Raw genomic sequence first — 25,788 nt, forward strand, 5'->3', positions numbered from 1 at the left:
AGAATGACCAAGCATCTTGATCGAGATATGGATCGATTGCACCGCGACATTTTATCGCTGTGTACCATCGTGGAGGACATGATTGGCATGGCCGCGATGGTGCTGCGCGAGGGCAGATTGGAACTTTGTGATCGCGTAGCTGCTGAGGACGACACCGTCGATCGGTTCGAGGTCGCGATCGAAGAAGAGTGCCTGAAAATGTTAGCCTTGCATCATCCTGTTGCGATGGACCTTCGCCGGATTGCGACGGTGGTGAAGGTGAACAATGACTTGGAGAGGATCGCTGACTTGGCAGTCAATATTGCTGATCGAGCACGGGGCGTGCGTGAGTATCCCGAGTTTCCCATCCCCAAGGGCGTCGAGCCGATGGTGGCGCATGTGCGCAGCATGGTAAGGGGGGCGTTGGATGCTTTCGTGCATCTCGATACCGCCGCCGCCCGCGAAGTGATTCAGAGAGATGATATCGTCGATGAATTGAATGAACATTTGATCGAGTTGCTGCAGCATACGATGCAGTCCAAGAGTGCTTTCGTCGTGCCAGCACTGCATTGCTTCTCGGCAATTCGACACCTCGCGAGAATTGGCGACCTCGCAACGAATATTGCCGAGGATGCGATCTATCTAGTCGACGGCGAAATCATCCGCCATCGGTAGCCGCCGAAACGGTGCTGCCCAAAGTCGATGTCGATTGCCACCTATTTTCCTGTTACCGCATCAGTGCAAGACAATGTCAAAACCAACCGTTTTACTGATTGAAGACGACCATGCTCTGGCTGAAATTGTCGCTTATAACCTGCAGCGTGAGGGGTACGAGGTACTGCTCGCCACCGATGGGGAAGAGGGACTTCGGCAGGCCAAGCTCAAACTTCCTGGCGTGGTCATTTTGGACCTGATGCTGCCCGTGCTCGATGGGTTGGAGGTGTGCCGGCGGCTGCGGGCGGACTCCACGACGGCAAACGTGCGAGTGTTGATGCTAACAGCCAAGGCGGAAGAAACGGATCAGTTGATCGGGTTTTCGCTGGGCGCCGACGACTACGTTACCAAGCCCTTCAGTGTCAAGGTACTCATGGAACGCGTCAAATCCTTGTGTCGACGCGAGACCCAGCCACCGGGTGAGTCTCTGGTCGAGAGTCAGGGGATCCGCATCGATCCCGTCCGGCACAGCGTGACGATCAACGGCTCGCCGGTGCGGCTGACGCGCAGCGAGTTTCGTCTATTGGAGTCGCTAATCCGCCAACCCGGCCGCGTGTTCAGTCGTTTTGAGCTGATCGACGCAGCTCTCGGTGACGATACGCTTGTCCTTGAGCGTACCATCGACGTCCATGTGCGTTCCCTACGTAAGAAAATGGGCGACAGTGCCCATCTGATCGAGACGGTGCGCGGCGTGGGATACAACTTTCGGGACTCCGCCAAGTCGTCATCTTGGGATGACGAGGATCGCGCCGCCAGTGCTGCTGAATCAAGAAATTCTTAATGGGCCGTCGCCACCGGAGGAGGTTGTTCGGCCGGTCATCGGGGCTGTTGGATTGTCGGCTCGCTCGCAGGCATGGTGGGAGAGCCGCGCTGAACCATCCAAACGGGTTGTTGATTTACTCGGAGTTCGACCGGCAAGGGTAGCCGAATGCTGTCAGGAATCGTTAGGTGTGAGCCACCCGGCCGCTCATGCGACTTGGCTCATGAAATCAACACGCCGATAACCACCCGCGTCCCGTTTGGCGTTTGGCGTTTGGCGTTTTGGCGTTTTGGCGTTTTGGCTCTTGGGGCCTATGTGGATTTCCGGGCATGCCCCTGAAACGCGAAACACGACGCATTGGCGGGCTTCGCCACTGCCGCCGTTCGCGGCCGAAGCCGCGTTTTCGTCCTGTGCGCAAAGGCACCCTACCTCTTCATGGATCGCCGGTCTTCAGGTAATATACACCTGCCGGTGATTTATTTCCCTTCAACGTGCAGCTGGGGTACCTGATGTGCCGCTGCGAGAAACGGAAGATGGATCGACAGGTGTTTCGCGATCGTCGTATTCGTATACCGCTCTGGGAATCTGAGATGAAACATGCAATCGGAATCGGCTTGGTTTTGCTGGGGTCGGCAATGAGTCTGATGAGCCTACCTGCTGAGGGCGTTACTGATCGGGCGGCCGATGGATCGATATCGCCCCCAACGACTGTGGGCGAGGCGCACGCTCGAGCGAGTTTGCTGCACGAAACAATCCATGGCGCGTTACAGGTCGTGCATCGTGATTTTTTCGACGAAGACAACCCGAGTGCGATCCCGTCGGGTTCGCTCGAGGACGTGTTTGCCGAGTTAGAAGCGACGCACCAGGTCAAATTGAAGTGGCTCATTGTCGAAACGGACGTTCTCAATGTGGATCACCTGCCGGAAGATGATTTTGAGCGTGCGGCCGTGAAGGCACTCCGAGCCGACGCGCCGCAATACGAGGAGGTGCAGCAGGATCGTTACCGGTTTGCCGGTCCGATTGGTTTGGCATCTCAGTGTTTGAAGTGTCACGTCAAGCAGCGTCTCAGCACAGAGGACCGCACGGCGGGGTTACTGATCTCGATGCCCTTGAATTTGAGTCCGTAAGCGATGCAACTCACGCAAGCATTTGTAAATTCGATCCAAGTCGGCATGCCGCAAGAAATGCCGGGTGAGAAGCCCTGGACATCGGGCTTTCTGAAACGATCGGTCTCCGAGCCGCTCTGGTTGGGAGCGACGAATCTGCGCGGCGACGGGCAGGCTGATCTCGTGCATCACGGTGGGCCTGACAAGGCGGTGTGCGTCTATCCCGCGGGGCACTATCCATTCTGGCGAGAGACATTGGGTTTGCGAGAACTCATCAGTGGCGATTTTGGTGAAAATTTCACGCTTGATGGGGTGACAGAGAATGATGTCTGTATCGGCGATGTGTGGACGATTGGGGGCGCGACCGTGGATGTATCGCAGCCACGTCAGCCGTGTTGGAAGTTAGCTCGGCGGTGGGGGATTAAGGATCTTGCCCTCCAGGTGCAGCAGACCGGTCGAACAGGCTGGTATTTCCGCGTCATGGTCGAGGGGGGCGTTCAACAGGGCATGTCGATGACGCTCGCCGAACGCCCGCATCCGGAGTGGACAATTTCGGCGGCGAACCAAGTCATGCACCATGATCGAAGCAATCTTGCCGCGGCCGCTGAGCTGGCGTTGCTCCCGACGCTATCGCCCAGCTGGAAAGACACGCTAAATCGTCGTGTGCAACGGAAGTCGGCTGTTAGCGAGCGTGACCGTTTAGACGGCGCTTGATGTGACGCAACGCGTGCTCTAGAACGCCCTGAGACGATCGAGTGATTTGCTCGATCCTTTTTTGCGAACCGTTCCCTGTTCATGTCAAAGGCACTTTCAATGTTACGATTCCGCAGCTCCATTTCAACGCGCTGGGCGTTTCTGGTCGTTGGGTTACTGTTGGCCAGCACGACGCCCGCGTTCGCGCAGACAACCACCCCGGATAAAGAGCAACCCGCAGTGCGCCGAGACGCTGCAAAATTGACCTTGGCGGGCGCTGAGCAGGCGATTGCGGCGGCCCGTCTGCAGGCCGTGAAGATGGGTGTGCGATCGAATATTGCCGTGGTCGATGATGGCGGACATTTACTGGCATTTGTTCGCATGGATGGTGCCCGTCCCAGCAGTATCTACACGTCCATCACGAAAGCGACCACCGCGGCGACGCATTGGCAACCCACCGGCCCCATCGGAGGCGACAATGTCGGTGGTGCCCAGTTAAGTCTGGCTCTGGAAAATGCCGCCGCTGCGAGTGGTGGCAAATTCACAACACTTCGAGGCGGCTTGCCAATCATCCTGGACGACCAAGTGATCGGGGCGATCGGCGTCGGTGGTGCGACGGGCGAACAGGATGCCGAGGTCGCAGCGGCGGGCGTTGCGGCAGTCACGAAATCGTTTTCCAACGCCGGCCCAAATGTCAAAGCGACCGATCATGCAGAGCGTGAAGTCTTGTTCGGTAGTTGGCTGATCGAAGACATTGATGGTCAAGGCGTCATCGACCAAGCACAGTCAACATTGACGATTGCTGCTGATGGCTCGATTTCGGGGGACACCGCTGTGAATCGCTACTTCGGAAAGGCGACGATCGAGGGAGACAAAATCAAATTTGGACCGTTGGGGGCCACCCGCCGTGCGGGCCCACCCGCCCTGATGGATCAAGAAACGAAATTCATGGCCGCACTGGCGAGGGTGGCGCGTTATCAGATCGATGATCACGGCATGCTGCACCTCTTTGACGGCGAGGGAAAGGAATGCGTAGGCGCGACCTCAATGAAGTAGTCCGGCTCGCCGATCGAAGGTTACTTGACCTTACTTCGCGTTGTATTCACCGAGCTTCTCTGGGGCCGGTAGGTGATCGCGGAGTTTAAATTTCGGGCGTTCGTGATCGTTAACGAATGCTGCGATGTCGAAGGCTTCCTGCACGCTCAGGTAGGGATCGTCGAGCGGCATCGCAACTTTCAACCATGACGCGAGTTTTTCTTCGCGGCTCAGCCCCGCGCCATCGTTATAGGATTGATCGCCCCATACCGGTGGCCCATCCTCGCCGCCACGGCCATCGTCGCTGTGGCAGGATGCGCAGTGGTCGGCATAGAGCACTTCCCCCCGCTGCACGTCGCCCTGCAACGCGTCGCCGTCATCGGAAGTCAACGGAGGCACATGATGGGGGCCGAGCGGTTTGTCTGGATTTTGCTTGATCGCTTTTCCCGTCGACAGCCAGGTGATGTAGGTGGTGATCGCGACGGAGACCTCGCTGCCCAGGGGCGGTCGTGTCCCATTTTGGCTGCGCATGAAACAATTCAGCACCCGGTCCTGCAGGGTGATCACACGTTGCTCACGCGGCGACCATGCTGGGTACACCGTCGCGATCCCCAGGAAGCTGGCGGCGTCGGGATGCGTGCCGGAATCCAGATGGCACGAGGTGCAATTGAGTGAATTGCCGACATAGGGTTTCGATAGCGGATGGTCTTTCGTGTTCTCAACGATCTCTCGGCCCAGCTGAACGACACGGCCGAGTTCACCCGGTGGCAGCGGGTGCTCCGTGGTGGCGGCTGCCGAGGCGTCCTCAGCGGCTACGAAGTTGAAATGCCTCCCGCTTGCTACGAGTGAGCCGAAGAGGATGGCCGTGACGGCGAAAACAGTCAATCGTGTGGTGTGTTTCAAAGGATGCAATCCGGTCGCGGGCGGTTCCGATCAGGTCGCGTCACTCGAGCTGTTTCTAATTTCTGACAACGGCCTCAACGGATGAACTCCATTGAAATAGCCGTTAGGGTCGTTCGTCCGACAACAATTTGAGAACGTCTGATTCCGCACGGCAGATTGGCACGTCACAGTCATCGGCGATTGTTAGCATCGCGTGAACAACAAGAGACGAATTCTCCCGCAGCCACCGTCGCCAGACGGTGGGCCCCACGCTCTGGCGAGCGTAGCTACGTCCGTTTTTCTTCACGCGTTGGTTACGAGACGATATCCTTGATCACGTTCCCTTTCACGTCCGTTAAACGCATGTCGCGGCCGCCGAAGCGAAATGTTGAGCGGGTGTGGTCAACGCCCATCAAGTGCAGCATGGTCGCGTGCAGGTCGTGGATCTCGACGCGGTTTTCGATTGCTTTGTATCCCCATTCGTCGGTCGCACCGTAGACGATGCCTGGTTTAACGCCGCCACCTGCCATCCAGACTGTGAATCCAAAGGGGTTGTGGTCGCGACCATTGGCACCTTGTGCAAAGGGCGTGCGGCCGAACTCTCCCGCCCACACCACCAAGGTTTCGTCGAGCATGCCTCGGGCGCGAAGGTCCTGCAGCAGCGCGGCGATGGGTTGATCGACCGCTCGCGCGTTATTCTCGTGGCCTTGTTTCAAGTTGTTGTGCTGATCCCACCGGTCACCGCCGACTTGCGGGCAGGTCAGTTCAATGAACCGAACGCCCTGCTCGATCATCCGCCGCGCGATCAAGCACTGCGCGGCATAGATGCGAGTGGGTTCGTACTTGGACTCCATGCCATACATTCGCTGCAGATGAGCGGGTTCGTCTGCCAGGGACATGACCTCGGGTACGGCCATCTGCATAGCGTAGGCCAGTTCATAGTTGCGGATCGCGGAGTCGATACTGTCATGCTCGCCATCCCGCTCAACGGCGATGTCATCGATTTGCCGAATCAGGTCGAGTTTGCTGCGTTGTTGTTGAGCATTGGGTTCGGTTGGCGAGATATTGGCCACGCCATTGCCGGACGGTTTGAAGATCGATCCCTGGTAGCTCGCCGGAAGGAATCCGCTGCCGAAACAATCCAGACCACCGGGCGGGATCAGGCCGCCATTGATGACGACAAAACCGGGCAGGTTTTCGCACTCGCTGCCCAACCCATAGTTGACCCAGGCCCCCATGCTCGGCCGCCCCTGCAATCCGCTACCGGTGTGCAAGAAATAGTTGGCAAACGAATGTTCTGGGAATTCCGATACCATCGATCGGATCACGGCGAGTTCGTCGACAGACTTGGCGATGTGGGGAAACAAATCACTCACGGGGATGCCTGATTCGCCGTAGGAATTGAACTTCCACGGACTCGCGAGCACGTTGCCGTTGTTGTTGAACTGAGTCGGCTCAACATTGAACAGCTTGGCTGGGTCTTTGCCGTGAAATTTATCGAGCAGCGGTTTGGGATCGAACGTGTCGATCTGGGACGGTCCGCCGTCCATGTAAAGGAAAATCACGTTCTTGGCGCGGACCTGATGATGCGGCCCGTGCCCGGCTCGAGACGCCGCGCTGTCTTGGGCAGCGAAGCTGCTCTGCCCCTGCATCGCCGAGAGTGCCAAGGCACCAAAACCGCCCGCGCACTGACTCAGCATCTGACGCCGCGTGAGGGGAGGTGATTGCACTCTGCGGCATGGGTAAGGTGAAGTTATATTCATGGGATGTAGATGAACTCTTTGGCATTCACCAACGCGTGAGCGAGGTCGGCCCACACGTCGAGCGAATCGGGGGCGAGCTGTCGAGAGGTGGACTCGGCGTCAAGATAGTCAGCTGCAATCTGCCGCTCTTGCACGCTCGCTGGGCGGCCGAATGCGGACTGAAACATCCAGTTCATTCGCTCAGCGGGTTGCGGGAATTGTTCGATGGCACGAGCCGCCCAATCCCGAGCCAATTCCACCACCAGTGGATCGTTCATCAGGATGAGTGCTTGCGCGGGCACGTTGGAAACGTTGCGACGGCCCATCGTGCTGAAGGGGGTGGGCGCATCAAACGTGGTCATGAAGGGGGACAAAAAGTTCCTGCGGACGGCCGTGTAAATCGAACGACGTCCCGCACCATCGAGCGGTCCGCTATGCGGCGGTCGCCCCCGGCCGTCCATGAACGATGTCAAATAGACCGGCACGGACGGGCCATACGACGTTGAATCCAAACGCCCCGATAGCACTAAGAGTGCATCGCGAATCGTCTCCCCCTCGAGCCGTTTGATCGGGCGGTGATGCCAGAGCAAGTTTTTGGGATCAGCGGCGACGGCCGCTTTCTGCGTTTCGCTTGACATCTGATAGGTTCGTGAAAGAACAATGCGGCGAATCAAACGCTGCATGCTCTGGCCATCGCCGGCAAACTCAGTCGCCAGATAATCGAGTAGTTCCGGGTGCGAGGGCGTCTGTCCGAGAACCCCAAAATCGTCAGTGGTCGGTACGATACCGCGTCCGAGTAGGTAGTGCCAAATTCGATTGACGATGACTCGCTGTGTCAGCGGATTGTCCGCGGCGGTGATGTGTTCGGCGAGCTGCAGGCGACCACTGCCCTGCGGTATCGCGATCGGCGCTGAACCACTGATCGCGGTCAAGAAGTGGCGTGGTTCGAGATCACCAGGTTTGGAGGAATTGCCGCGAATGAGCACGTGATCGTCTTCGCCGTCGCCATCGATCATCGCGATCGCAAGCTGCGAGCGACGCATCACACGGTCGCTCAATTCCGTTCGTGCCTGCGCCCATTCGGTTGTCAACGAATGCCATCGGTCGCCGAGTCGTTGCTGGGCTGCTAATTCATCTTCGGCCACGGCGGCGGCAATTTTCTCCGCCCGTTCGTCGAGCTGTTTTCGGATCTCGGCCGTCGCCCCATCGGTAATGACTGAGACTTTGAGATCCGAGTCGAGGGCTGGCGTGAACTCCAGGTGCACACGGTGTCCCACGTAGCGACTCAAATTGAGCTGGACCCAGCGTTTGTTGTCTTTGATCGGCCGGATGACTTGGCCGTGCAGCGGTCCGGCAATCATGCGATGTGAATCGACGCACGCGAACACGTGTCCCTGTCCCTCAACTTGCACAGCGACATTGCCGTGTTGGATCTCGAAGGTGGGTGAGTGCAGCGTGCGACCTGGACGAGGGATATTCTTCAACGAACTCCGGTCATCGGTAACGGGACCAGAAACGGATTCGAGCCCATCCCAAAATCGATCGCTGACCGCTGCGTTCTCACGTGAGAACTGAATCGACGGTTTGCCATTGCTGCTCGTCAGCCAAGGTTCTCCAGCGTGGCGGGGACGCTTGCCAAAAATGAAGCCGTCCTGCAGGTCGTCCAGCGGTTGGACGGCGGCATAGTCGACAACGATGGCGGCCTCGGCCTCGTCGCTGATCGTGTCCGTCGACACACCGCCTTCGTCCGACGCGTCGGAGATCAGCTTGCGGTATTTTGCATCCAACTGGTCGAGTTCATCGGCAATGCCAGCGTTATGTTCGATGGACTCAAACCGGACTTGCCGGTAATCGCTGCTCTGCAGGAACCCGCTCAGTGAGTAGTAGTCCGCCGTCGAGATGGCATCGAATTTGTGATCGTGACAGCGCGCACAGGCGACCGTCACACCCAAGAATGTTTTGGACATCACGTCGATCATGTTGTCAAAACGGTCGCTCTCGTCTTTGCGGATATCGACTGGTGAATGCACCCACTCGCCCAAGTACCAGAACCCCGTGCCGAGGATCGACTCGTTGAATCCCAGCTCCCGGTTCAGTCGCGGTTCGGTAAGGAGGTCTCCAGCGATTTGCTCACGCACGAATTGGTCGTATGGCACATCAGCGTTGAAAGCACGGATGACATAGTCGCGGTACTGGAAGGCGTTGGGAGCGTCGTTGTCAAACTCATGACCACGTGACTCAGCATAGCGAACCAGGTCGAGCCAATGCCGTGCCCAGTGTTCTCCGAATTGTGTCGACGCCAGTAGATTATCGACGAGTTCCGCGACCGCATCGGGACCTGGCTTGGCGAGAAAATCGGCGGCCTGTTCCGGGGTGGGAGGCATCCCGATTAAATCGAAATACAACCGTCGCATCAGAATGTGGCGGTCCGCATCGGGGGCGGGTTGCAGATCCGCCCGTTCGAGCCGGGCGAGTACAAACTGATCGATCTCATCGCGTGGCCAATCACGGTCGTGGACCTGCGGTGGAGTAACATTTTGAATTGGCTGCCAAGCCCAGTGTTGGTTTTTGCGATCATCTAAATCGAAACCTGGCCTGTCTGGGCTCGATGCTGGTGCGGCTTCCTGAGGCCAAGGGGCACCCATTTCGACCCAACGTTCGAACGTTTCGATCTCTGAGTCGGCAAGTTTTCCTGCTGGCGGCATCTCATAGGAGTCGTACCGCACCGCTTCGATGATCAGGCTGCCGTCGACGTCGCCCGGGACCATGGCAGCACCCGAATCGCCGCCCTGCAGTAACGACGCACGGCTGTCGACCAGCAATCCGGCTTGCAGCTTATCCGATTGAGTGCTGTGGCACTCGAAGCAATGTTCGGCCAGTAGCGGACGAACCGCTTTCTCAAAGAACTCCAGTTCGGCGGGACTGGCAGAGGCACTTGGGCGAGCCGATACAACGTCGGCGGCCCCGCAACGAGCGGTCAGGAGCGCCCCTAAAACAAACCAACACGCCGAAACGTAGATGTGTCCAATCGCGTCGGGGCGGGGAGCTGCCTCACTGCGGCGAAATATCATATTCATAGTCACCAGTTTACAAGAAATTTGACCCGCATTGCATCTTGTTTCACCTCCACCCCAGAATAGGCGGAAACATCATGCGCACAATTGTCCACGCCCAGCCAGGCTCAACTCATGAAGATACTCTGTTTTAGCGATCTACACCGCGATCAAGATGCCGCGAGAAACTTGGTCGAAATGGCCGTGGATGCCGACCTCGTGATCGGTGCAGGCGATTTTGCTAATCAACATCAAGGGATAGGTGATACGATCAACATCCTCTGCCAGATCGAAAAGCCGACGTGTCTCGTGCCGGGCAACGGTGAAACGGTCGTCGAACTCCGCCAGGCGACGAGGGACTGGGCAAGCTGCGTGGTGCTGCATGGCGACGGCCAAACGCTGTCTACGGCGGCGGGCGTCGCCGAGGTGTGGGGCGTGGGCGGCGGGATCCCCGTCACTCCGTTTGGGGATTGGAGCTACGACTTTGACGAGGACAGCGCCGAGGAAATGTTGGCATTGTGTCCAATCGGCGGCATCCTCGTGACGCATTCTCCACCGATCGACACGGTGGATCATGACAGTTCCGGTCACATTCGCGGCAGCCGCAGCATCCGGGAATGCGTTCTCCGCTGCCGGCCCCGACTCGTGGTCTGCGGCCACATCCACAGCGATTGGGGCAAACAGGTGCGATTGGGAGAATCGCTGATCCTCAATGCCGGTCCCCAGGGCACGATGATCAAGATCGATTAGGGGCTCGATTCGGTGAACCATGCACGACGATGGCTACGCGGCGAAAGGCAAAACCTGCCGCGTGAAACGAACACCTTCTGCGTGGGGTGCTCAGCTCCTGGGTAACTCGTCTCGATTGATCTGAGGTTCCGAGCCATTGGCGGCACGCTCAAACCTTTGATCAAGCTCGACCTGGTCATCAAAGAAACCGCAGTTGCGTAGGAAGAAATGCCCCTGTTCGCTGCCACCGGCATAGTCGAGTCGCTGGCGGGCGCGTGCGGTGTTGTCACCGGTGAACTTCATGCTCGTGATCTCGTGCCACTTGCCCGCAGTATCACAGACCCATTGATTCTCGTAGTGGGCTGAACGCTGCACGTTCCCGTATTCGGGAGCAAAGTTTTCGAGGAACGAGTGGAAGCCCGTGAGATGTTTATCGGTTTTGGGGCGGCGAAAAGTGGCGAGCAGCCGCCATTCTCCTGAGGCCTTGTCGCCGAACCAGGAGGTATAGAGTGTGTTGCCTTCACCGTCGGGCGTGACCTCCGTCAAGAACCGATAGGTCGCGCCGGACCGCCATGGATAGATCATGTAGCTCTGCCCCCCCGAGCCTTCATTGCCAAAATCCTGGGCTTTCACATCCGCTCCCTTGGCGAGTGTTCGGATCCGATCTGCGGGCGGGATCTCGGCGGGGTTGTCGGTGCGAAATGGACTCCATACCGAAAACAACACGCGTCGCTCGGTATCACTATTGACCTGCATGCCAAAGTACCCCTCGCCAAAACCGTTGGCCATGAAGTACGAACCGATCGCGTCTTGACCTGCCGGGACGGTGATCTCGCTATAGGCATACGTCACGTCGGTGTCTTTGGGAAGCTGATAGTGCAGGTGCACCGATGGTCCTCGGCGGCCCCAATAAAACATGTTTCCGGCGTTGCTCTGGACATAGTCGAGTTGCATGTCGTCGGTATCCGAATGGACGAGCAAATCGCGGACTTCGACAACCGCAGAGCTATCGGCCGAGCCAGTGCTGAGATCGACGCGAACATATCCCCGATTCGCTATCGCGACTTCGCCCAGCGGGTAGGAGTTGAACGGGGAATCGAGAACCTGTGCCGACAGCTCTTGATTTCCAACGCGTGCATGAATCTGGGACTGCCCGCCGACCGCTCGTCCCTTGATGGCCAGCTCAACGTTTCCTGGCCGATCCACATGGAAATAGATCGAGTACACCTTGCCGTTTTGGATTCGCAGTGCACCGTCGGCAATCGGCAGTCGGTTGCCCGTGTGAGGCGCACGATGAAAGGCGTTCCCCGCCAACGGCACTGCCCATTCGCCCGCAAAGAGCGGAGAGATTGCCAGCGTCAGGCTAAGAATGGTGGACGCCACGAGAGGATTGGAAGTCGGCATGATCATTAATATTCCAGAGGTGTCATGACAAGTGTCGTAGGATGGGACCATTGTCCCGTCCGGGATTGTCCCGTCCGAGACCGCTCCGTCCCCCGCCCGAGGCCAGAACAATCATCTCAAACTAGGCAAGCAGCCGGTCGGCGCCAATCGTGGGAGCGCAGCAGGATTTCCGGAAACTGCCCCCTGCCGATGCCCTAATTACGACACGCATCACGAGGTTTCCGAGATGGGCGGATGCGCAGGGTTCGCGTCCCAGGGAGGTCCTGCCCTCGCCCGGTCAGGCGAACGCGAACCAACACAACACGCGGTGGCGAGGGTATGATGGGCAACTCCAATTCTCCTGCGATACGCTTTCATCTTGGATGATGTGCAATGACGATGTTCAAACCGATTTCCCTGATGCTGCTGGCATGCGTGCTACTGGCCCCTTCGAGCTCGGGGGCCGATGCCGCCGAGCAAGCCAAGCCGAACTTCGTGTTTCTGTTAGTGGATGATTTGGGGTGGGGAGATTTTGGTTGTTATGGAGCGCAGTTTTACGAAACGCCGCACATCGATCAACTCGCCAGTGAGGGGATGCTCTTCACCAACAGCTATGCGGCGTGCACGGTATGCTCGCCCAGCCGCGCGGCGATCCTGACGGGGTGTTATCCGGCGCGGCTGCACTTGACCGATTGGATTGCGGGGCACAAACGTCCCCATGCGCAGCTTTCGGTACCGGATTGGAACATGCGAATTGATCACGACCGGGTGGTCTTGCCCGAAGCTTTGAAAGCGGACGGCTATGCCACCGGTTTCTTTGGCAAGTGGCACCTGATGCCGATCGACCAACCGGATTTTGACGAGCACTATCCGACCAGCCACGGATTTGATGTCAACGTCGGCGGCCGCGAGTGGGGACAACCCAAAGGGCCGGGGCGATACTTTTCGCCCTTCGGGATGCCCCATTTGGATGATGGGGAGCCTGGTGATTTTTTGACCGATAAACTCACCGATGCCGCGCTCGACTTCCTCGATACCGAGGCGGGCAAAAACCCGTTCCTGCTGTACTTCTCTTACTACACGCTGCACGGCCCGATCATGGCACCCCCGGAGCTCGTCGAGAAATACAAGACGAAAGCGCAAACATTTGAGAATACGAAGAATGAGTTTCTCAATCCCGCTCGCGCGGGCATGGTTGAAAAGCTCGACGACAGCGTCGGGCGGATCATGGCCAAACTCGATGAACTCGGGATCGCTGAGAATACGGTGATTGTTTTGACGGGTGACAATGGTGGTGATGACGACCGGACCACCGGTGGCCTCCGTGATTTCAAGGGATTCTCACACGAAGGTGCTGTCCGAGAGCCGTTGGTGGTCAAGTGGCCCGCCCATACCCCACCGGGATCGTCGTGCGACGAGATGGTGATCGGTACGGATCTGTACCCAACCCTGTTGCAGATCGCGGGTTTGAAGCAGCGTCCGGACCAACATCTCGACGGAATCAGCATCGTGCCCTTGCTGACGGGCGAAGCGGAGACATTGCCACGTCAGTCGTTGTATTGGCATTACCCCCACTACCATCGCACGCTTCCCTACGGCGCCGTCCGCAACGGTGATTGGAAGCTGATTGAATTTCTCGAGGACGGTAGGTTGGAGTTGTTCAATTTGAAAACGGATCCATTGGAGACCAAAGACGTCGCGTCTGAGCAGCCGGAAAAAGCAAAGGAACTCTTGGCGGAACTGAACGCATGGCGGGGCGATGTCGGTGCCCAGATGATGACGGCCAACCCCGATTGGACTCCAGCGACGCCGAACAAGAAGCAGCCGCGAAAGGGCAAAGGCAAGCAGTAATGGCTTTGAACGTCGACGACATCCCCAACCCCACCCCCGCCCAGCTCGCGGAGTTGCCGCGGCAGGTGGGCTTTGTGCCCTCGGTCAATGCGCAGCCCCAGACGCTCAGCGCCGCTCAGATTGAGCAGTACAACGACCAGGGATTCTTGATGCCTTTCGGTGGTCTGCAACCGGATGAAATCTGCGAACTCCGGGCATTTTTTGACGGTGTCCTCGCCGCCTTCATCGAGCTGGGCAGGACGAGCTACTCCATCAACACGGCGCATCTGCGGTTTGCTCGTATCTATCAACTCGTGCATCATCCCCGCATCGTCGCGGCAGTCGCCGACCTGCTCGGGCCCAATGTGGTCTGTTGGGGATCACACTTTTTTTGCAAGATGCCGCATGATGGCAAGAGCGTGCCCTGGCATCAGGACAGCACGTATTGGCCGCTTAGCCCGACGAAAACGGTCACGGTGTGGTTGGCCATTGACGACGCCGACCCCGAAAACGCGAACATGAAATTCATCCCGCGTTCGCATCGACACGGATTGATCGATTACGACGAGTCCCAGGACGCGAATACGGTGCTAAACCTCGCCGTTGAGAATCCGCATTCCTACGGCGAGGGCGAAGTCGATGTGACGCTGCAGGCCGGCCAGTTTTCGATGCACTCGGACCTTTTGCTGCACGGATCGGAGGCGAATCATTCGGACCGCCGACGCTGCGGGTTGACGATTCGATACGCCGCGGCCGACGTGACGACCTGGTACGATTGGCATCAAAAAGGCGTCGTTGTTCGCGGCGAGAACACGAGTGGCCAATGGGCCGATCCAGGGATGCCGGATCATTGACGTCGCCCGTGCTCGCCAGATCGTCAGCAGGTTGGTACAAAAACTATCCGGGCCCCTTTGCCACCCTGGCAGGCCAAGCGGAATTTTTTGAATTCACCCGTCTTTTGTGTCTCGCCGCTCATGAATGCAGAATCCAAAGCCACTGTCACTCCGCTCTATGAGATTCGCCAAGCGCTGCCCAGCGACGCGGCCGCCATCCACGCCCTGATGCGGCCGTTCGTTTCCCAGCATTTGCTGTTGTCTCGTAGTGAAGCGGAAATCATTGAGTTGACCCGGCATGGATTCGTCGCCATGCAAGGCATCCGCTGCATGGGTTTTTCAGCGGTGGAAATTTACTCGCCCAAACTCGCTGAACTGCAGTGCCTCGCCGTGCACCCGGAGGCCCAGCGGACGGGTGTGGGACGCCAATTGGTGAACCAATGCATCGATCGAGCTCGCTCACTCGGCGTGATGGAAGTGCTCGCGATCAGTTCATCGGAAGATTTCTTGCGCTCCTGTGGTTTTGACTTTTCATTGCCCGACCAGAAAAAAGCGTTGTTCTACCAGATCCGCGATCGTCCCTTCGACGAGCGTTAGGAACGAGCGGGAAATTACGGTCTGATATTGTGGCCGAACGCTCCGCGGTCGACCATTCCGACCGCGGAGCGTTCGGCCACTTATTTTCCGCTCGTTCCATAGCAACGCGTGAATAACAAGTGATGAATTCTCCCGTCGCTAGCGTCGCCAGACGGTGGGCTCCGGCTCGCGGGCGAGCGTATCGACGTCCGTTTTTCTTCACGCGACGCTGAAGGTGTGTCGATGGAGTCGATGGGCTGACGGATGCGTGAGTCGCGTGCGGTGAGGCATCGCGACATGGATCCTTGCTCGCGGTCCCGTTTTGGCGTACGGTCCCGATGCGGATCGCAGTCAAACGCGATCTTCCATTCGCAGCGACGATTTTCATCCTCTCCACACTTCGACTTGAAACCTGATCGCATGACTCCACTCGAATTTCTTGAAAAAGCCATTCGCACACCGAGCCCCTCTGGATACGAGGAGCCCATTCAAAAGCTGATTTCGGAATACATCCAGGAACATACCGATGAGGTATCGATTGATGTTCATGGCAACCTGACTGCCTGCGTGGGCCCAGCGGGGGCGCCTCGTCTGATGCTAGCGGGGCACTGCGATCAGATTGGGATGTTGATTTCCCACATCGACGACGAAGGTTTTTTATATGCGCAAACGATCGGTGGCTGGGACCCGCAGCAGTTGATCGGTCAAGCGATGACGATTTGGACGGCGACCGGACCGGTGTCCGCTGTGATCAGTCGCAAACCGATTCATTTGCTCTCGGCCAAGGAACGCGAGGAAGTCGTGCGACTCGAGGACATGTGGTTGGACATTGGTGCGACCAGCGGCGAGCAGGCATCGAAAACGGTTCGCATTGGGGACCCCGTCACCTTGGATCTACAGTATCGTTCGCTGTTGGGCGATATCGTCAGCGGCCCCGGCATGGACAACAAGACCGGCATGTGGACGGTCATGGAGACGGTCCGTCGCTGTGCGGAAGCGTTGACACAGAAACCCTTGCAGTGCCAGCTTTACAGTGTCGCGACGGTCCAGGAAGAAATTGGTTTACGTGGTGCTCGAACGGCAGCGGCGGGTATCCAGCCCGATGTGGCGATCGCGGTGGATGTCACCCACGCGTCGGATTGTCCGACGATCAACAAGCAACAGCAGGGCAACATTCGCCTTGGTGGTGGCCCGGTGATTGTGCGGGGGCCGAATGTGAACGCGAAGGTCGCAGCTCGGTTGATCGAACTGGCTGAGGAAAATGATATTCCCTACCAACTCGCCGCACTCGGTCGGGCTGCGCCGAATGATTCCAATGTGCTGCAAATCTCCGGTGCAGGCGTGGCCACGGGATTGGTCGCGGTGCCGAACCGCTACATGCACTCCGCCGTCGAGACGATCTCGACGGCGGACATCGAAGCGGTTGCCCAGTTGCTAACGCTATTCGCGCAGAACCTCACGCCAGAATGCTCGTTCATCCCTGGGTAGGCATCGACACCCGCCTATTGGGCACTGATGTCGTAGCAAAAGATACTGTCGTCTTCGCGCAGGTAGAGACGACCATTTGCAATCGATGGCAGCGCCCACGCGGGACGGTCATTGGTTTCGGGCGTTTTGAACTCGCTGACCTCGACGTACTCCGCAGGGTTCGCCTCAGCTAAAACCGTCGTGCCATCGGAAAAGTGCAGATAGAGACGCTCGCCGGCCGCGGCCGCGGAGATGGAGTTGCGTCCTGCACCGCGAGCTTCCCATTTCACTTCACCGGTCATCATTTCGATGCACAGCACCCGATTACTGCCGTCCGAGCCGCCATAGATATAGTCGCCAAGAAGCACGACTCCGCCCTGTTTGTTCGCGAGCTTAGGATTGGACGGGTAGATTTCTTCGACCTCAAATTTGCCATTTTGCTTGGCCACTTGGCGGATCAAGGCACCGCCCAGGCCATAGCCTGCTGTCGAGAAGACAAGATCGTTCTTCACAACCGGTGAGGGGATGAATGCCGTCGGTGGGTTCATTTCGTAGGCCCACAACAACTCGCCAGTGTCCGCGGCGACACCGATTGGCCCACCGCCCGTGTTTTGCACGTATATCTTTGTGCCGGCGACTTCGGCGGGAACGATCGAGGAGTGTCCGGCCCCTTTGTCACCCGGATGGATGGCTTTCCAAACCAGACTGCCATCGTTCTTGTTCAGGGCGATCATCGTGGCTCGCTCGCCGCCGGGGGTGCAGACCACCTTGTCGCCGTCGACATATGGGGACTCGCTATATCCCCAACTGTCAGCCTTCTCGCCTCCGAAGTCCGCTTTGAGGTCATGGTTCCACAAAACTTCGCCGTCGGCGGTCGCACAACAGTAGAGGACGCCTGCCGGTGTGAGGACGAAGACGAGATCCCCATCGATTGTCGGCGTGGACCGGGATCCCTGCCAGGTAGGCTGGCCTTCGTTCCATGCCGAACCGGTCTTGGTCGACCACACTAACTTGCCGTCGGCATCGTTGAAGCAGGTGAGATATTCATCGTCGTCGTCAGCATGCGAGGGCCCGTCGCCGAGGGTGTAAACCCGTCCGTCAGCAATGGCGGCGCTCGCGTAACCGCGTCCCGCACCCTTGGCCTGCCACAGCAGTTTGGGGCCCGCTTCAGGCCATGACTGCATTAGGTCGGTTTCCGACGAGATGCCAGAGCGGTCTGCGCCGCGGAAGGTGGGCCAGTCGGCGGCAAATAAGGGTGTGGTTCCAATCGCGATGGCACAGCCAAATGCGGACCAAAGTCGACGTCGATTCAAGGTGATCACAGAAGTCTCCATAAATGATTTAATTGGGGGGGCCGAGCATCACGCCCCATTTCGGCAGGACCGCCCGAGCAACCCTCGCATTCTAACCGATGGCCCCGAGCGCACGTAGCGGCGGAAGAGGCAAGAGTTTAAACGAAAGATCGAACGAGTGAGTTGAAAAAGGACAGAGAACGTGCCAGCCTCTGAGTGCTCGAAATCACCTCCATTGCTCCGGTCATCCCGGGGGAGGAGGGGATTGCTGCTTCATCACGCGGGTACCGTCTGCGAACCTGGTTCTCGCAACGATGCAGGGGTGTGTACGTCTATTCGATTTTCTCTCATACATGGATGCTTCGTTGGCAGGGATTCCGAGCCCGTGTTCCCTCGCAAGACGATTCAGATGGTTGCCCCCGCCCCTGCGACGGATCGCAACTGCCGTGGGCGCCCCATCAGCAAGAGTTGATTGATGGAGTCAATCATTCGTGTAAGATGCACGAATGGATATTTTCTGTAACGTAGAAAATGGTATGCAACTCGATGAGCATGCAAGTCTTTCAACCAAAAACAAATCGATGGAAATGAACGCAATCCCTCCAACTCATTGGGCCACAGTCTGCTTTGGCTTGGTTTTCCTATTGGCATTACTGTCACAGTCAGTAATGGCGTGCACCCGCGCCGTTTATCTCGGGCCGGAGCAGACCATTATCACGGTGCGCAGCATGGACTGGGCATCGGAAATTGGAACGAATATATGGCTCTTTCCCCGAGGGATGGATCGCAACGGAGCCTGCGGTCCCGCATCAATCGAGTGGACATCGAAGTATGGCAGCGTCATCTCAACAGCATTCGACGCGGCCACCGCCGATGGCATGAACGAGAAAGGGCTTGTCGCCAACTTGCTATATCTCGCTGAGTCACAATACCCCAATCCGGCAGCCAATCAGGGCCGACCTCCATTGTGCGTCTCATTGTGGACGCAGTATGTGCTCGACGAATTTGCGACCGTCGCCGAAGCAGTTGATGCGCTGCGTGAGGAGCCGTTCTATGTCGTGCCAGTGATGTCGCCCGATGGTCGCGAGGGTACCGTGCATCTGGCGATCTCCGATCCCACCGGCGACTCTGCCATCTTTGAATATGTCGGCGGGAAACTGGTCATTCACCATGGTCGTGAGTTCCAGGTGATGACCAACTCGCCTATCTATGACCAACAGATCGCATTGAACGACTATTGGGAGCAAATTGGCGGCACCGTGATGCTGCCGGGGACCAACCGCGCCGCCGACCGTTATGTGCGGGCGTCGTTTTATATCAACGCGATTCCTCAGACGGCGAAGATGGAAGACGCGATCGCCAGTTGTTTCGGGGTGATCCGGAATGCCTCGGTGCCACTCGGTATCACAACGCCTGGCCAGCCCAATATATCGTCGACACGATGGCGATCCGTCTCGGATCACAAGAACCTACGCTACTTCTTTGAATCCACCCGCAGCCCGAGTGTGTTCTGGATCAATGTTGGCGAATTGGATTTCGATCAAGATGCCGCTGTGAAAAAGTTGACCGTCAGTGACGGGGCGATCTATTCCGGCAACGCAGCCGACCAATTTCAGCCGACCCCAGCATTCGAGTTTCTACACGCAGAAGAGAAGTAGATTTTCGCGATCCTCCTTGGTCCATCGCTTTTGTCGGGTTCCTAATCGGTCAGCATCAGCGGCGCCGATTGGTGGCATGAGCCGTTTTCGCACCCGCCGGCGCTGGAGAGCGTCGAGACTCGCACGCGAGCGAGTCGGGGGGCGGGGTGTTCCCTGATGCCGGACGGCATTCGGCTCACTCGAAACAGAACGATTGGCGGACCGCCGCAGTCTCGTTGGGGGCGCCGCTCGTTTTGGCCGGGGCTGCTGTAGGTCCTACAGATCCACAGCAGTATCACTCGCTGAGTCGTCCTGCTGTTTTCTGAGCAGCGTCATCGCTTCGAGTGCCGCGTCACATTGGTGCTCGATGGCCGATTTCCACTGGCCCGATTGGGCTGCGTGCGTCGCATTGGTTGAGTATTGATCAACGCCGTTCCAATCCAGATCCCAATGATGCAGTTCGGACGAGCGACGGATTTCAGAGACCACTGCGACGAGCCGGCCAAAGACGGTTCTGTGTTGGTCGACGGCATAGTGGCGGTATGGGCCGGTTCCGGTCGCGATCTCGGACGCTTCGAGGCCTGAATCGTAGCTCCCTTGGACGGGCCGGGTTGGCCGTTTACGCCGCCGTACATTCAATGGTCGGCGACGATCGTCGGTAACGAGGATGCCGCTGGCCCAGATCCCCAGTGCGATCGCACCGAGCAGGAACGCTACGATCGCTGAACCGGTCCATTTCGAGCCGCCTGAGTAGGCAGCGATCGCCAGTCCAATCGCGACCAACCAGCAGACCGTGGTAGCGGCCAGGAGTGAGCCCGATGAATGGCCGCTATTCCAACGAAACGACCCACCGTCGGTACCCGTTTGTCGTAGTTTCGAGCGATCGATCAAATTGTCGCTCGTCACGTCGACCGCGATCACCGTGATGTTGTCTGGACCGCCCCGCAGATTGGCCAAGTCAATCAGCACGGGCGTGAGCTTTTCAAGGGGGAGGCAATCCATCAACACGCCGAGATCGTCATCCTCGACGAGTCCGGTCAAGCCATCGCTGCAGAGCAGGTAGCGATCGCCCAGTTCCAATTCAAATGGCCCTTCCAGGTCGACCATCACGTGGGCACCGGGGCCTAGGGACCGAGTGATCACATTTTTGGGGATCGCCTTGCCGAGCGGGCTATCGCTGCTGACTTGGCCGCTCGCCTCCATTTCCCAGACGAGCGAATGATCGAAGGTGAGTTGTTCGAGGATCCCGTTACGCAGTCGATAGACACGCGAATCCCCGACTTGAGCAACGTAACCACGTCCTTGGGCGAGCACCAATGCGCTCGCCGTCGTGCCCATGTTGTGAAATTCGGGATTGCTCTGGCCGCGTTCATAGATCGCCGTATTGGCGCGATGAACGGCTTCCCCAAGTGCTTGCCCGACATCGCTCATTTGCGAGCCGACATACCGCATCGCGATCTGTTCACAGGCGATCTTCGACGCCAGTTCGCCCGCGGCGTGAGCCCCCATGCCGTCGGCGACGACAAACAAGTGCCCTCGTCGCTCAAAGCGTTCCTCTGACTCTGCAACCATCACGGCGTAGGAGTCTTGATTGTTTGCCCGGCGCATCCCCACATGGGTCAGCTCGGCGACTTGTACTCCGGGATGCCAAGAAACAGACAAGCGAAAAATGCCGGTGGGAAGGGGTGAGCGAGTGCTGAGAGCGCTCGCCGCACGTATGGGGAGTATATGAGCAGGGGAAGCACGCCGCCGGTGTCTCCGGTTTCGTCCGTTACCATTGCTACCGAGTATAAACGCCCTGCAGAGTCGAACCTAGTACCGATGCTACAAATTCGCCACCAGGATCGAGGCTGCCAGCCGACAGGCATCGAGGTAGTCCGCGACGACAAGATATTCGTCGGCGGTATGTATCGCCGCTTGGCCACAACCCAGCGTCACGGCGGCGATCCCGTGCAGAAACAGCCAATTCGCGTCGAGACCACCATTGGCAACCTCGCAAATGGGCTCGCGCCCTAGTTTGGAAACCCAGAGTCGGGCCGCTTGCACGGACGGGTGGTCCAGGCTCAAGGCGAACGCCTCGTAGTCGACGTTGCTGCTGAATTCAATTCGCCCGCAGCGGCCTGAGGCATCGGTCACCTCGGCGGCCGCGCGCTGCAGCGCTTCGCGAATTTGGCTGACGATCCAGCCTCGGAATTCCGCGTCATGGCTGCGGGCTTCGATCCGCAGTCGGACTTCGGGGGTGACGACATTGGTGGCCTCGCCGCCCTCGATCACGCCGACGTTGGCCGTGCCCCGTTTGCCATCGATCTCGATCCGTCCGAGCAAACCCGCGTCATGCAGCGCCGCAATCGCCTTGGCCGCGATCACGATCGCACTAACACCCCGCTCGGGTGCCGCTCCCGCGTGGGAGGCGAACCCATGTACCACCGCCTGCATTCGCTCGCCGCCAATGGCACCGTGGCGGATCATGTTCATGGCCCCACCGTCAAAGTTGAAGGCCTGATCGACGCGTCCGATCTTCGTCGCGTCGATATGCCGGGCGCCCTCGAGACCGACTTCCTCCTGGATCAAGAACGTCACGACCGCTGGCCCGAGCACGGCCTCGGGATGCGCGGCGGCAAACCGTAGCCGTTCCAAAATCGCGGTCAGGATGATCGCACACCCCGCTCGATCATCGCCGCCCAGGCCCGTTTCACCTGCGGCCACCACGATCTGGCCCAGTTCCGGATCGTCTCGCAGTACAGGCTCGGCGTTCAAGCAAATCGGCACCGTATCCATATGCGCCGACAGCATCGTCCGTGGTAGGTTCTCGTCCCCCGGCAAGCTGATGATCAAATTGCCACAGTTGCCTCGAATGCGGGTTCGCTGCTGCGCATCGTCGTACGTGATCATGGCTGGATCGAGCCCAGCAGCGATCAGCGTTTGGGTAATCGCGGTAGCCACGTCCGCCTCCTCGCCACTGCGGCCGCAGATGGACGTTAATTGCATGAACCGCTCCAAGGCTGCATCACGGTCGACTTCGATGAGTGAACTTTCGCTGACATCAGACATGGTGGGTTGGCTCGTCTTCGCGGTTGAGATTGTCGGAACAGTTAGGGGCGTGGATCGCTCGGCGATCCATCGTTCTGGTCGCGGGGGAGATGGTTCGGGAAAGCGATCGCACGATCACTTCACGGGCATCCTACCGCGTATCTGCGCGTCTGCAATGCTCTGCACCGGCAGCGTTTTGGGAACGCGTTATTCCGCCTGCACCGATTGCACGGTCGTGGTGGTAAGCAAAGTAAACTTTGCCGGTTGATCTGCTGAGGAAAGATGCGACGTGGCGACGATGGGTCTATCAAGTTGATTCACTCCGCACTCCTCACATCGGGTTGACGATTTCGTGATTACACCACCGCCGAGCTATCTGAAACTGCATCCCGCCGAATGCGAACCGGAAGACGCGATCCAAGTCGGCGTCACCACCGATCAGCAGGTTCAGCAAACGGAGTTGGCCGCTCGCGCGGCGGTCATTCTCAAGGACTCGGTCGCCCAGAAAGGCAGCGAGCAAATCAATCAGATTTTAGCCGATGCGACGCTCGCGACCGGATCTACCGCCGCGGTGATCTACATGCTCGATGAAGCAACGGAGCTATTGACGACACGATTTGTGTTTGGAATGCCCGCTCGGGATCGGCTGGGGGCATCTCGTCCGCTGCGTGGCGCTCGTGGTGACTTAGAGGCCATGGTGCAAGGGAACCATACCATCGAAGACTTGCCAGCGAGTCGTGTTGACCAGCATGCGTCTCCCGAATCGTTTGCCTCAGCCCACTGCATCTGCTTGGGTGGGACGGACCTGCCGATTGGTACGATGTGGTTCTTTAGCAACGAGTCACAACCCTATAACGACCAAACGAAGGCCGCCGCGAGGCTCGCCGCCGCCAACGTTTGCCACATTCTTGTCTCGCTCAAGCAGGTCGACGGTGCCGGTCAACCGCAGCGACTCGACGACGCGGTCGAGCCCGATTTCGATGTGGAGCAATTTGTCGAAGCGATGGAACCATTGCCTTCGAGCACCCTGTCGACTGCCGCGGAATGGTCCGCCGATGCAAAAGATTGGGTGGAGCAGATCGCCGATTGGCAGCAAGAGACGCTGCCGATGGGAAGTCGACTGGCACGGCACTGGGCGGTCGATGGGATGGTGGAATCCCCGCTGTCGGTTGCCCAGAGCTGGCACCACTGGGACGTCCTTCCCGACGGTATCCTCTCGCTGGCAATGTGCCAGTTTGGGCACGACTGGAGTCCTGCCGGCAATCTTGTCGATATGCTTGATGCCACCGTTGCCCGCGCCGCACTGCAAGCTCACATCGGTTATCGCCACACACCTCAAGACGCGCTGACGCGGATCTTGCACAGCATGCTGCAGGTGCGTGATGGTGCGGTTGATGAATCGGGATGTCCGAACCTATCGCTGCTCTATGCTCACGTGGATCCCGAAACGGGGCACGCCGTGATTTCGTCCATCGGTCAGTGGTCCAGTCTGATTGTTTCCAAGCACGGCTATCGCCCCTTGAGTTTGGGCCGTGCCACCGGATCGACGACCGATGGGTTTCCGACAGAACTGCCGATCATGAATCACGAGACTACCTTGCTCGCCGGCGAAGCCCTGCTGGTCACCGGTGCCGACTGGATGGGGATGGGGGCACCCGTCAGAAACAATGCACGTTCGGGCGATAAACTGTCGCGTGGCGACTCAGGGCTCAATGAGCGCGAGTCAGTGCAGCATCAGGTGGGTGCGGCACTCAAACAGGCGATGAGCGAAGGCGAATGCAGTCCGTTGGCAGCACTTCGCCGCTTCACTGCGTCATTACCGATGGCTCAGGAACGCACTGCGATCGCCCTGCTGCACGAGGCCAATCGGTAATCCGGTCGATGCCGAGACACATGAACGCTCGAACGCACTCATTGACCTCGCCACGGCTGTGGGCGAGATTGGGCGGGTTTCTGACATTGGACCGCAGGAACTAAGGAAAGTCGCTGATCGCCCCGCGATCGATCGCCCTGATTGCGGAGTGATCAGCGACTTTCCGACGATTCTTGTTGGGTCACCAACCAGCCGCTCGCATCCTACCTGTGTCATCTGCCACCGATTCATCGCCAGACGCCGCGCCCTCGATTGATCGGATCGGGTTGGTCTGCGCCGTTGGTGCCCACACCTTGTGGGGACTGTTTCCGATCTATTGGCATCTGGTCGACGTTGCCAATTCGACTGAACTCGTCTGCCACCGCATCGTTTGGTCGTTCGTTTCATTGGCCATCATGCTGCCGATTCTGATGTATCGTGGATGGTGGGGCGGCGGGCGGTCCGTGCTGCGTGAGCTTCGCAATCCTCGCGTGTGGATGATCCATGGCGTCGCTGCAATCATGATTGTGATCAATTGGTTCGCATTCATTTGGGCAGTCAATCACGGGCGGGTGCTGGATGCGTCGCTGGGCTATTACATCAACCCGTTGGTCAACGTGCTCTTGGGCGTGCTGGTTTTGGGTGAACGTCTCGATCGATGGCAATGGGTTGCGGTCGCCGTTGCAGCGGTGGGGGTTGGCATCATGGCGATCGGCACGGGAGGGTTGCCTTGGGTGTCCATGCTGATGGCCTCATCCTTCGGGATCTATGGACTGGTTAAGAAACACGCGCATTTGCCGCCACTGGTCGGGCTGTGGATCGAAGTCACCGTCTTGGTGATTCCCGCGGCGATATACCTGGGATGGCAAGTTAGGGAGGGGACCAGCGCGTTTCAGTTAGAATCGCTCCGCGTGACGACGATGCTGTTGTTCGCGGGCGTGATCACGATCACCCCACTGGTGCTATTTGCCACGGCCGTTCGCAAGCTGGATTTGTCGCTGATCGGTATTCTGCAATATGTAGGCCCTACGCTGCAGTTCCTCGTTGGCGCAGTGCTCTACAACGAGGCTCTCGATCGCACGCGGATGGGCGGGTTCGTATTCGTGTGGCTGGCGCTGATTCTGTTCATTGCGGCGACTCACCGCCCCCGGCGATTGGGGACACTTTCACAACCGTCTGCACGGTCGTGATGGCG

At 58.4% G+C, this 25,788-nt stretch carries 20 protein-coding genes; 13 read left to right on the plus strand and 7 right to left on the minus strand.

Features of this window, described 5'->3' with window-relative positions; all coding sequences use genetic code 11:
* The first annotated feature begins 3 nt into the window (after positions 1–3).
* From phoU to SH410x_RS06820, 5 genes are all read left to right on the plus strand, one after another.
* Positions 4–654, plus strand: a complete 651-nt coding sequence (gene phoU, locus SH410x_RS06800) for a phosphate signaling complex protein PhoU (protein ID WP_473675746.1) — start codon at positions 4–6, stop codon at positions 652–654.
* Between the two features lie 73 nt (positions 655–727).
* Complete coding sequence (locus tag SH410x_RS06805; RefSeq protein ID WP_473675747.1) at positions 728–1,474, plus strand: response regulator; 747 nt, start codon at positions 728–730, stop codon at positions 1,472–1,474.
* Positions 1,475–2,043: 569 nt separating this feature from the next.
* Positions 2,044–2,580 (plus strand): c-type heme family protein, encoded by a 537-nt coding sequence (locus tag SH410x_RS06810; RefSeq protein ID WP_473675748.1) that lies wholly within the window; start codon positions 2,044–2,046, stop codon positions 2,578–2,580.
* A gap of 3 nt (positions 2,581–2,583) precedes the next feature.
* On the plus strand, positions 2,584–3,273 hold the full coding sequence (locus SH410x_RS06815) for an MOSC domain-containing protein (protein ID WP_473675749.1): 690 nt from the start codon (positions 2,584–2,586) through the stop codon (positions 3,271–3,273).
* Positions 3,274–3,372: 99 nt separating this feature from the next.
* Positions 3,373–4,308: a heme-binding protein gene (locus SH410x_RS06820; RefSeq protein WP_473675750.1), complete on the plus strand. Its 936-nt coding sequence runs from the start codon at positions 3,373–3,375 to the stop codon at positions 4,306–4,308.
* 30 nt (positions 4,309–4,338) lie between these two features.
* Here the strand turns inward: SH410x_RS06820 and SH410x_RS06825 are convergent, their stop codons facing one another.
* From SH410x_RS06825 to SH410x_RS06835, 3 genes are all read right to left on the minus strand, one after another.
* Positions 4,339–5,190 carry a c-type cytochrome gene (locus SH410x_RS06825; RefSeq protein ID WP_473675751.1) on the minus strand — a complete coding sequence of 284 codons (852 nt, stop codon included), beginning with the start codon at positions 5,188–5,190 and terminating at the stop codon, positions 4,339–4,341.
* A gap of 293 nt (positions 5,191–5,483) precedes the next feature.
* On the minus strand, positions 5,484–6,869 hold the full coding sequence (locus tag SH410x_RS06830; protein ID WP_473677259.1) for a DUF1501 domain-containing protein: 1,386 nt from the start codon (positions 6,867–6,869) through the stop codon (positions 5,484–5,486).
* A gap of 59 nt (positions 6,870–6,928) precedes the next feature.
* Positions 6,929–9,988 carry a PSD1 and planctomycete cytochrome C domain-containing protein gene (locus SH410x_RS06835; RefSeq protein ID WP_473675752.1) on the minus strand — a complete coding sequence of 1,020 codons (3,060 nt, stop codon included), beginning with the start codon at positions 9,986–9,988 and terminating at the stop codon, positions 6,929–6,931.
* Positions 9,989–10,099: 111 nt separating this feature from the next.
* On the opposite strand from SH410x_RS06835, the gene SH410x_RS06840 reads away from it, so the two are divergent.
* Positions 10,100–10,714, plus strand: a complete 615-nt coding sequence (locus SH410x_RS06840; RefSeq protein WP_473675753.1) for a metallophosphoesterase family protein — start codon at positions 10,100–10,102, stop codon at positions 10,712–10,714.
* Between the two features lie 90 nt (positions 10,715–10,804).
* On the opposite strand, the gene SH410x_RS06845 is transcribed toward SH410x_RS06840, so the two are convergent.
* Positions 10,805–12,097 (minus strand): DUF3472 domain-containing protein, encoded by a 1,293-nt coding sequence (locus SH410x_RS06845; protein ID WP_473675754.1) that lies wholly within the window; start codon positions 12,095–12,097, stop codon positions 10,805–10,807.
* A gap of 372 nt (positions 12,098–12,469) precedes the next feature.
* Here SH410x_RS06845 and SH410x_RS06850 point away from each other — a divergent pair, with 372 nt between their 5' ends.
* The 4 genes from SH410x_RS06850 to SH410x_RS06865 all read left to right on the plus strand — a co-directional run bounded on the left by SH410x_RS06850 (position 12,470) and on the right by SH410x_RS06865 (position 16,803).
* Entirely contained in the window at positions 12,470–13,927 is a 1,458-nt protein-coding gene (locus SH410x_RS06850) for a sulfatase (protein WP_473675755.1), read from the plus strand.
* The gene (locus SH410x_RS06855; RefSeq protein ID WP_473675756.1) at positions 13,927–14,760 is read left to right on the plus strand and encodes a phytanoyl-CoA dioxygenase family protein; all 834 of its coding nucleotides are present in this window, start codon (positions 13,927–13,929) and stop codon (positions 14,758–14,760) included. The genes SH410x_RS06850 and SH410x_RS06855 overlap by 1 nt, the downstream gene beginning before the upstream one ends.
* 120 nt (positions 14,761–14,880) lie before the next feature.
* Positions 14,881–15,336 (plus strand): GNAT family N-acetyltransferase, encoded by a 456-nt coding sequence (locus tag SH410x_RS06860; protein WP_473675757.1) that lies wholly within the window; start codon positions 14,881–14,883, stop codon positions 15,334–15,336.
* Positions 15,337–15,735: 399 nt separating this feature from the next.
* The gene (locus tag SH410x_RS06865) at positions 15,736–16,803 is read left to right on the plus strand and encodes a M42 family metallopeptidase (protein WP_473675758.1); all 1,068 of its coding nucleotides are present in this window, start codon (positions 15,736–15,738) and stop codon (positions 16,801–16,803) included.
* 14 nt (positions 16,804–16,817) lie between these two features.
* Here SH410x_RS06865 and SH410x_RS06870 read toward each other — a convergent pair whose 3' ends face one another.
* Complete coding sequence (locus SH410x_RS06870; protein WP_473675759.1) at positions 16,818–18,104, minus strand: PQQ-binding-like beta-propeller repeat protein; 1,287 nt, start codon at positions 18,102–18,104, stop codon at positions 16,818–16,820.
* Positions 18,105–18,661: 557 nt separating this feature from the next.
* Between SH410x_RS06870 and SH410x_RS06875 the strand changes: the two genes are divergently transcribed.
* Positions 18,662–19,732: a linear amide C-N hydrolase gene (locus SH410x_RS06875; RefSeq protein ID WP_473675760.1), complete on the plus strand. Its 1,071-nt coding sequence runs from the start codon at positions 18,662–18,664 to the stop codon at positions 19,730–19,732.
* A gap of 255 nt (positions 19,733–19,987) precedes the next feature.
* Here the strand turns inward: SH410x_RS06875 and SH410x_RS06880 are convergent, their stop codons facing one another.
* Complete coding sequence (locus SH410x_RS06880; protein ID WP_473675761.1) at positions 19,988–21,373, minus strand: PP2C family protein-serine/threonine phosphatase; 1,386 nt, start codon at positions 21,371–21,373, stop codon at positions 19,988–19,990.
* Between the two features lie 162 nt (positions 21,374–21,535).
* Positions 21,536–22,762 (minus strand): M20/M25/M40 family metallo-hydrolase, encoded by a 1,227-nt coding sequence (locus tag SH410x_RS06885; RefSeq protein WP_473675762.1) that lies wholly within the window; start codon positions 22,760–22,762, stop codon positions 21,536–21,538.
* 331 nt (positions 22,763–23,093) lie between these two features.
* Here SH410x_RS06885 and SH410x_RS06890 point away from each other — a divergent pair, with 331 nt between their 5' ends.
* Together SH410x_RS06890 and rarD are read left to right on the plus strand one after the other, a co-directional pair.
* Positions 23,094–24,614, plus strand: a complete 1,521-nt coding sequence (locus SH410x_RS06890) for a sporulation stage II, protein E (protein ID WP_473675763.1) — start codon at positions 23,094–23,096, stop codon at positions 24,612–24,614.
* A 209-nt stretch (positions 24,615–24,823) separates the two neighbouring features.
* Positions 24,824–25,783: an EamA family transporter RarD gene (gene rarD, locus SH410x_RS06895; RefSeq protein WP_473675765.1), complete on the plus strand. Its 960-nt coding sequence runs from the start codon at positions 24,824–24,826 to the stop codon at positions 25,781–25,783.
* Positions 25,784–25,788: the final 5 nt, after the last annotated feature.

It is taken from the genome of Rhodopirellula sp. SH410, from assembly GCF_055811895.1.

What these genes read in the sequence shown, in the direction of transcription:
- SH410x_RS06860 (WP_473675757.1), top strand. Translation starts at nt 14,881, where the DNA reads ATGAATGCAGAATCCAAAGCCACTGTCACTCCGCTCTATGAGATTCGC.
- SH410x_RS06865 (WP_473675758.1), top strand. Translation starts at nt 15,736, where the DNA reads ATGACTCCACTCGAATTTCTTGAAAAAGCCATTCGCACACCGAGCCCC.
- SH410x_RS06835 (WP_473675752.1), bottom strand. Translation starts at nt 9,988, where the DNA reads ATGAATATGATATTTCGCCGCAGTGAGGCAGCTCCCCGCCCCGACGCG.
- phoU (WP_473675746.1), top strand. Translation starts at nt 4, where the DNA reads ATGACCAAGCATCTTGATCGAGATATGGATCGATTGCACCGCGACATT.
- SH410x_RS06845 (WP_473675754.1), bottom strand. Translation starts at nt 12,097, where the DNA reads ATGCCGACTTCCAATCCTCTCGTGGCGTCCACCATTCTTAGCCTGACG.
- SH410x_RS06815 (WP_473675749.1), top strand. Translation starts at nt 2,584, where the DNA reads ATGCAACTCACGCAAGCATTTGTAAATTCGATCCAAGTCGGCATGCCG.
- SH410x_RS06830 (WP_473677259.1), bottom strand. Translation starts at nt 6,869, where the DNA reads ATGCTGAGTCAGTGCGCGGGCGGTTTTGGTGCCTTGGCACTCTCGGCG.
- SH410x_RS06885 (WP_473675762.1), bottom strand. Translation starts at nt 22,762, where the DNA reads ATGTCTGATGTCAGCGAAAGTTCACTCATCGAAGTCGACCGTGATGCA.
- SH410x_RS06810 (WP_473675748.1), top strand. Translation starts at nt 2,044, where the DNA reads ATGAAACATGCAATCGGAATCGGCTTGGTTTTGCTGGGGTCGGCAATG.
- SH410x_RS06820 (WP_473675750.1), top strand. Translation starts at nt 3,373, where the DNA reads ATGTTACGATTCCGCAGCTCCATTTCAACGCGCTGGGCGTTTCTGGTC.
- SH410x_RS06850 (WP_473675755.1), top strand. Translation starts at nt 12,470, where the DNA reads ATGACGATGTTCAAACCGATTTCCCTGATGCTGCTGGCATGCGTGCTA.
- SH410x_RS06855 (WP_473675756.1), top strand. Translation starts at nt 13,927, where the DNA reads ATGGCTTTGAACGTCGACGACATCCCCAACCCCACCCCCGCCCAGCTC.
- SH410x_RS06840 (WP_473675753.1), top strand. Translation starts at nt 10,100, where the DNA reads ATGAAGATACTCTGTTTTAGCGATCTACACCGCGATCAAGATGCCGCG.
- SH410x_RS06875 (WP_473675760.1), top strand. Translation starts at nt 18,662, where the DNA reads ATGAACGCAATCCCTCCAACTCATTGGGCCACAGTCTGCTTTGGCTTG.
- SH410x_RS06805 (WP_473675747.1), top strand. Translation starts at nt 728, where the DNA reads ATGTCAAAACCAACCGTTTTACTGATTGAAGACGACCATGCTCTGGCT.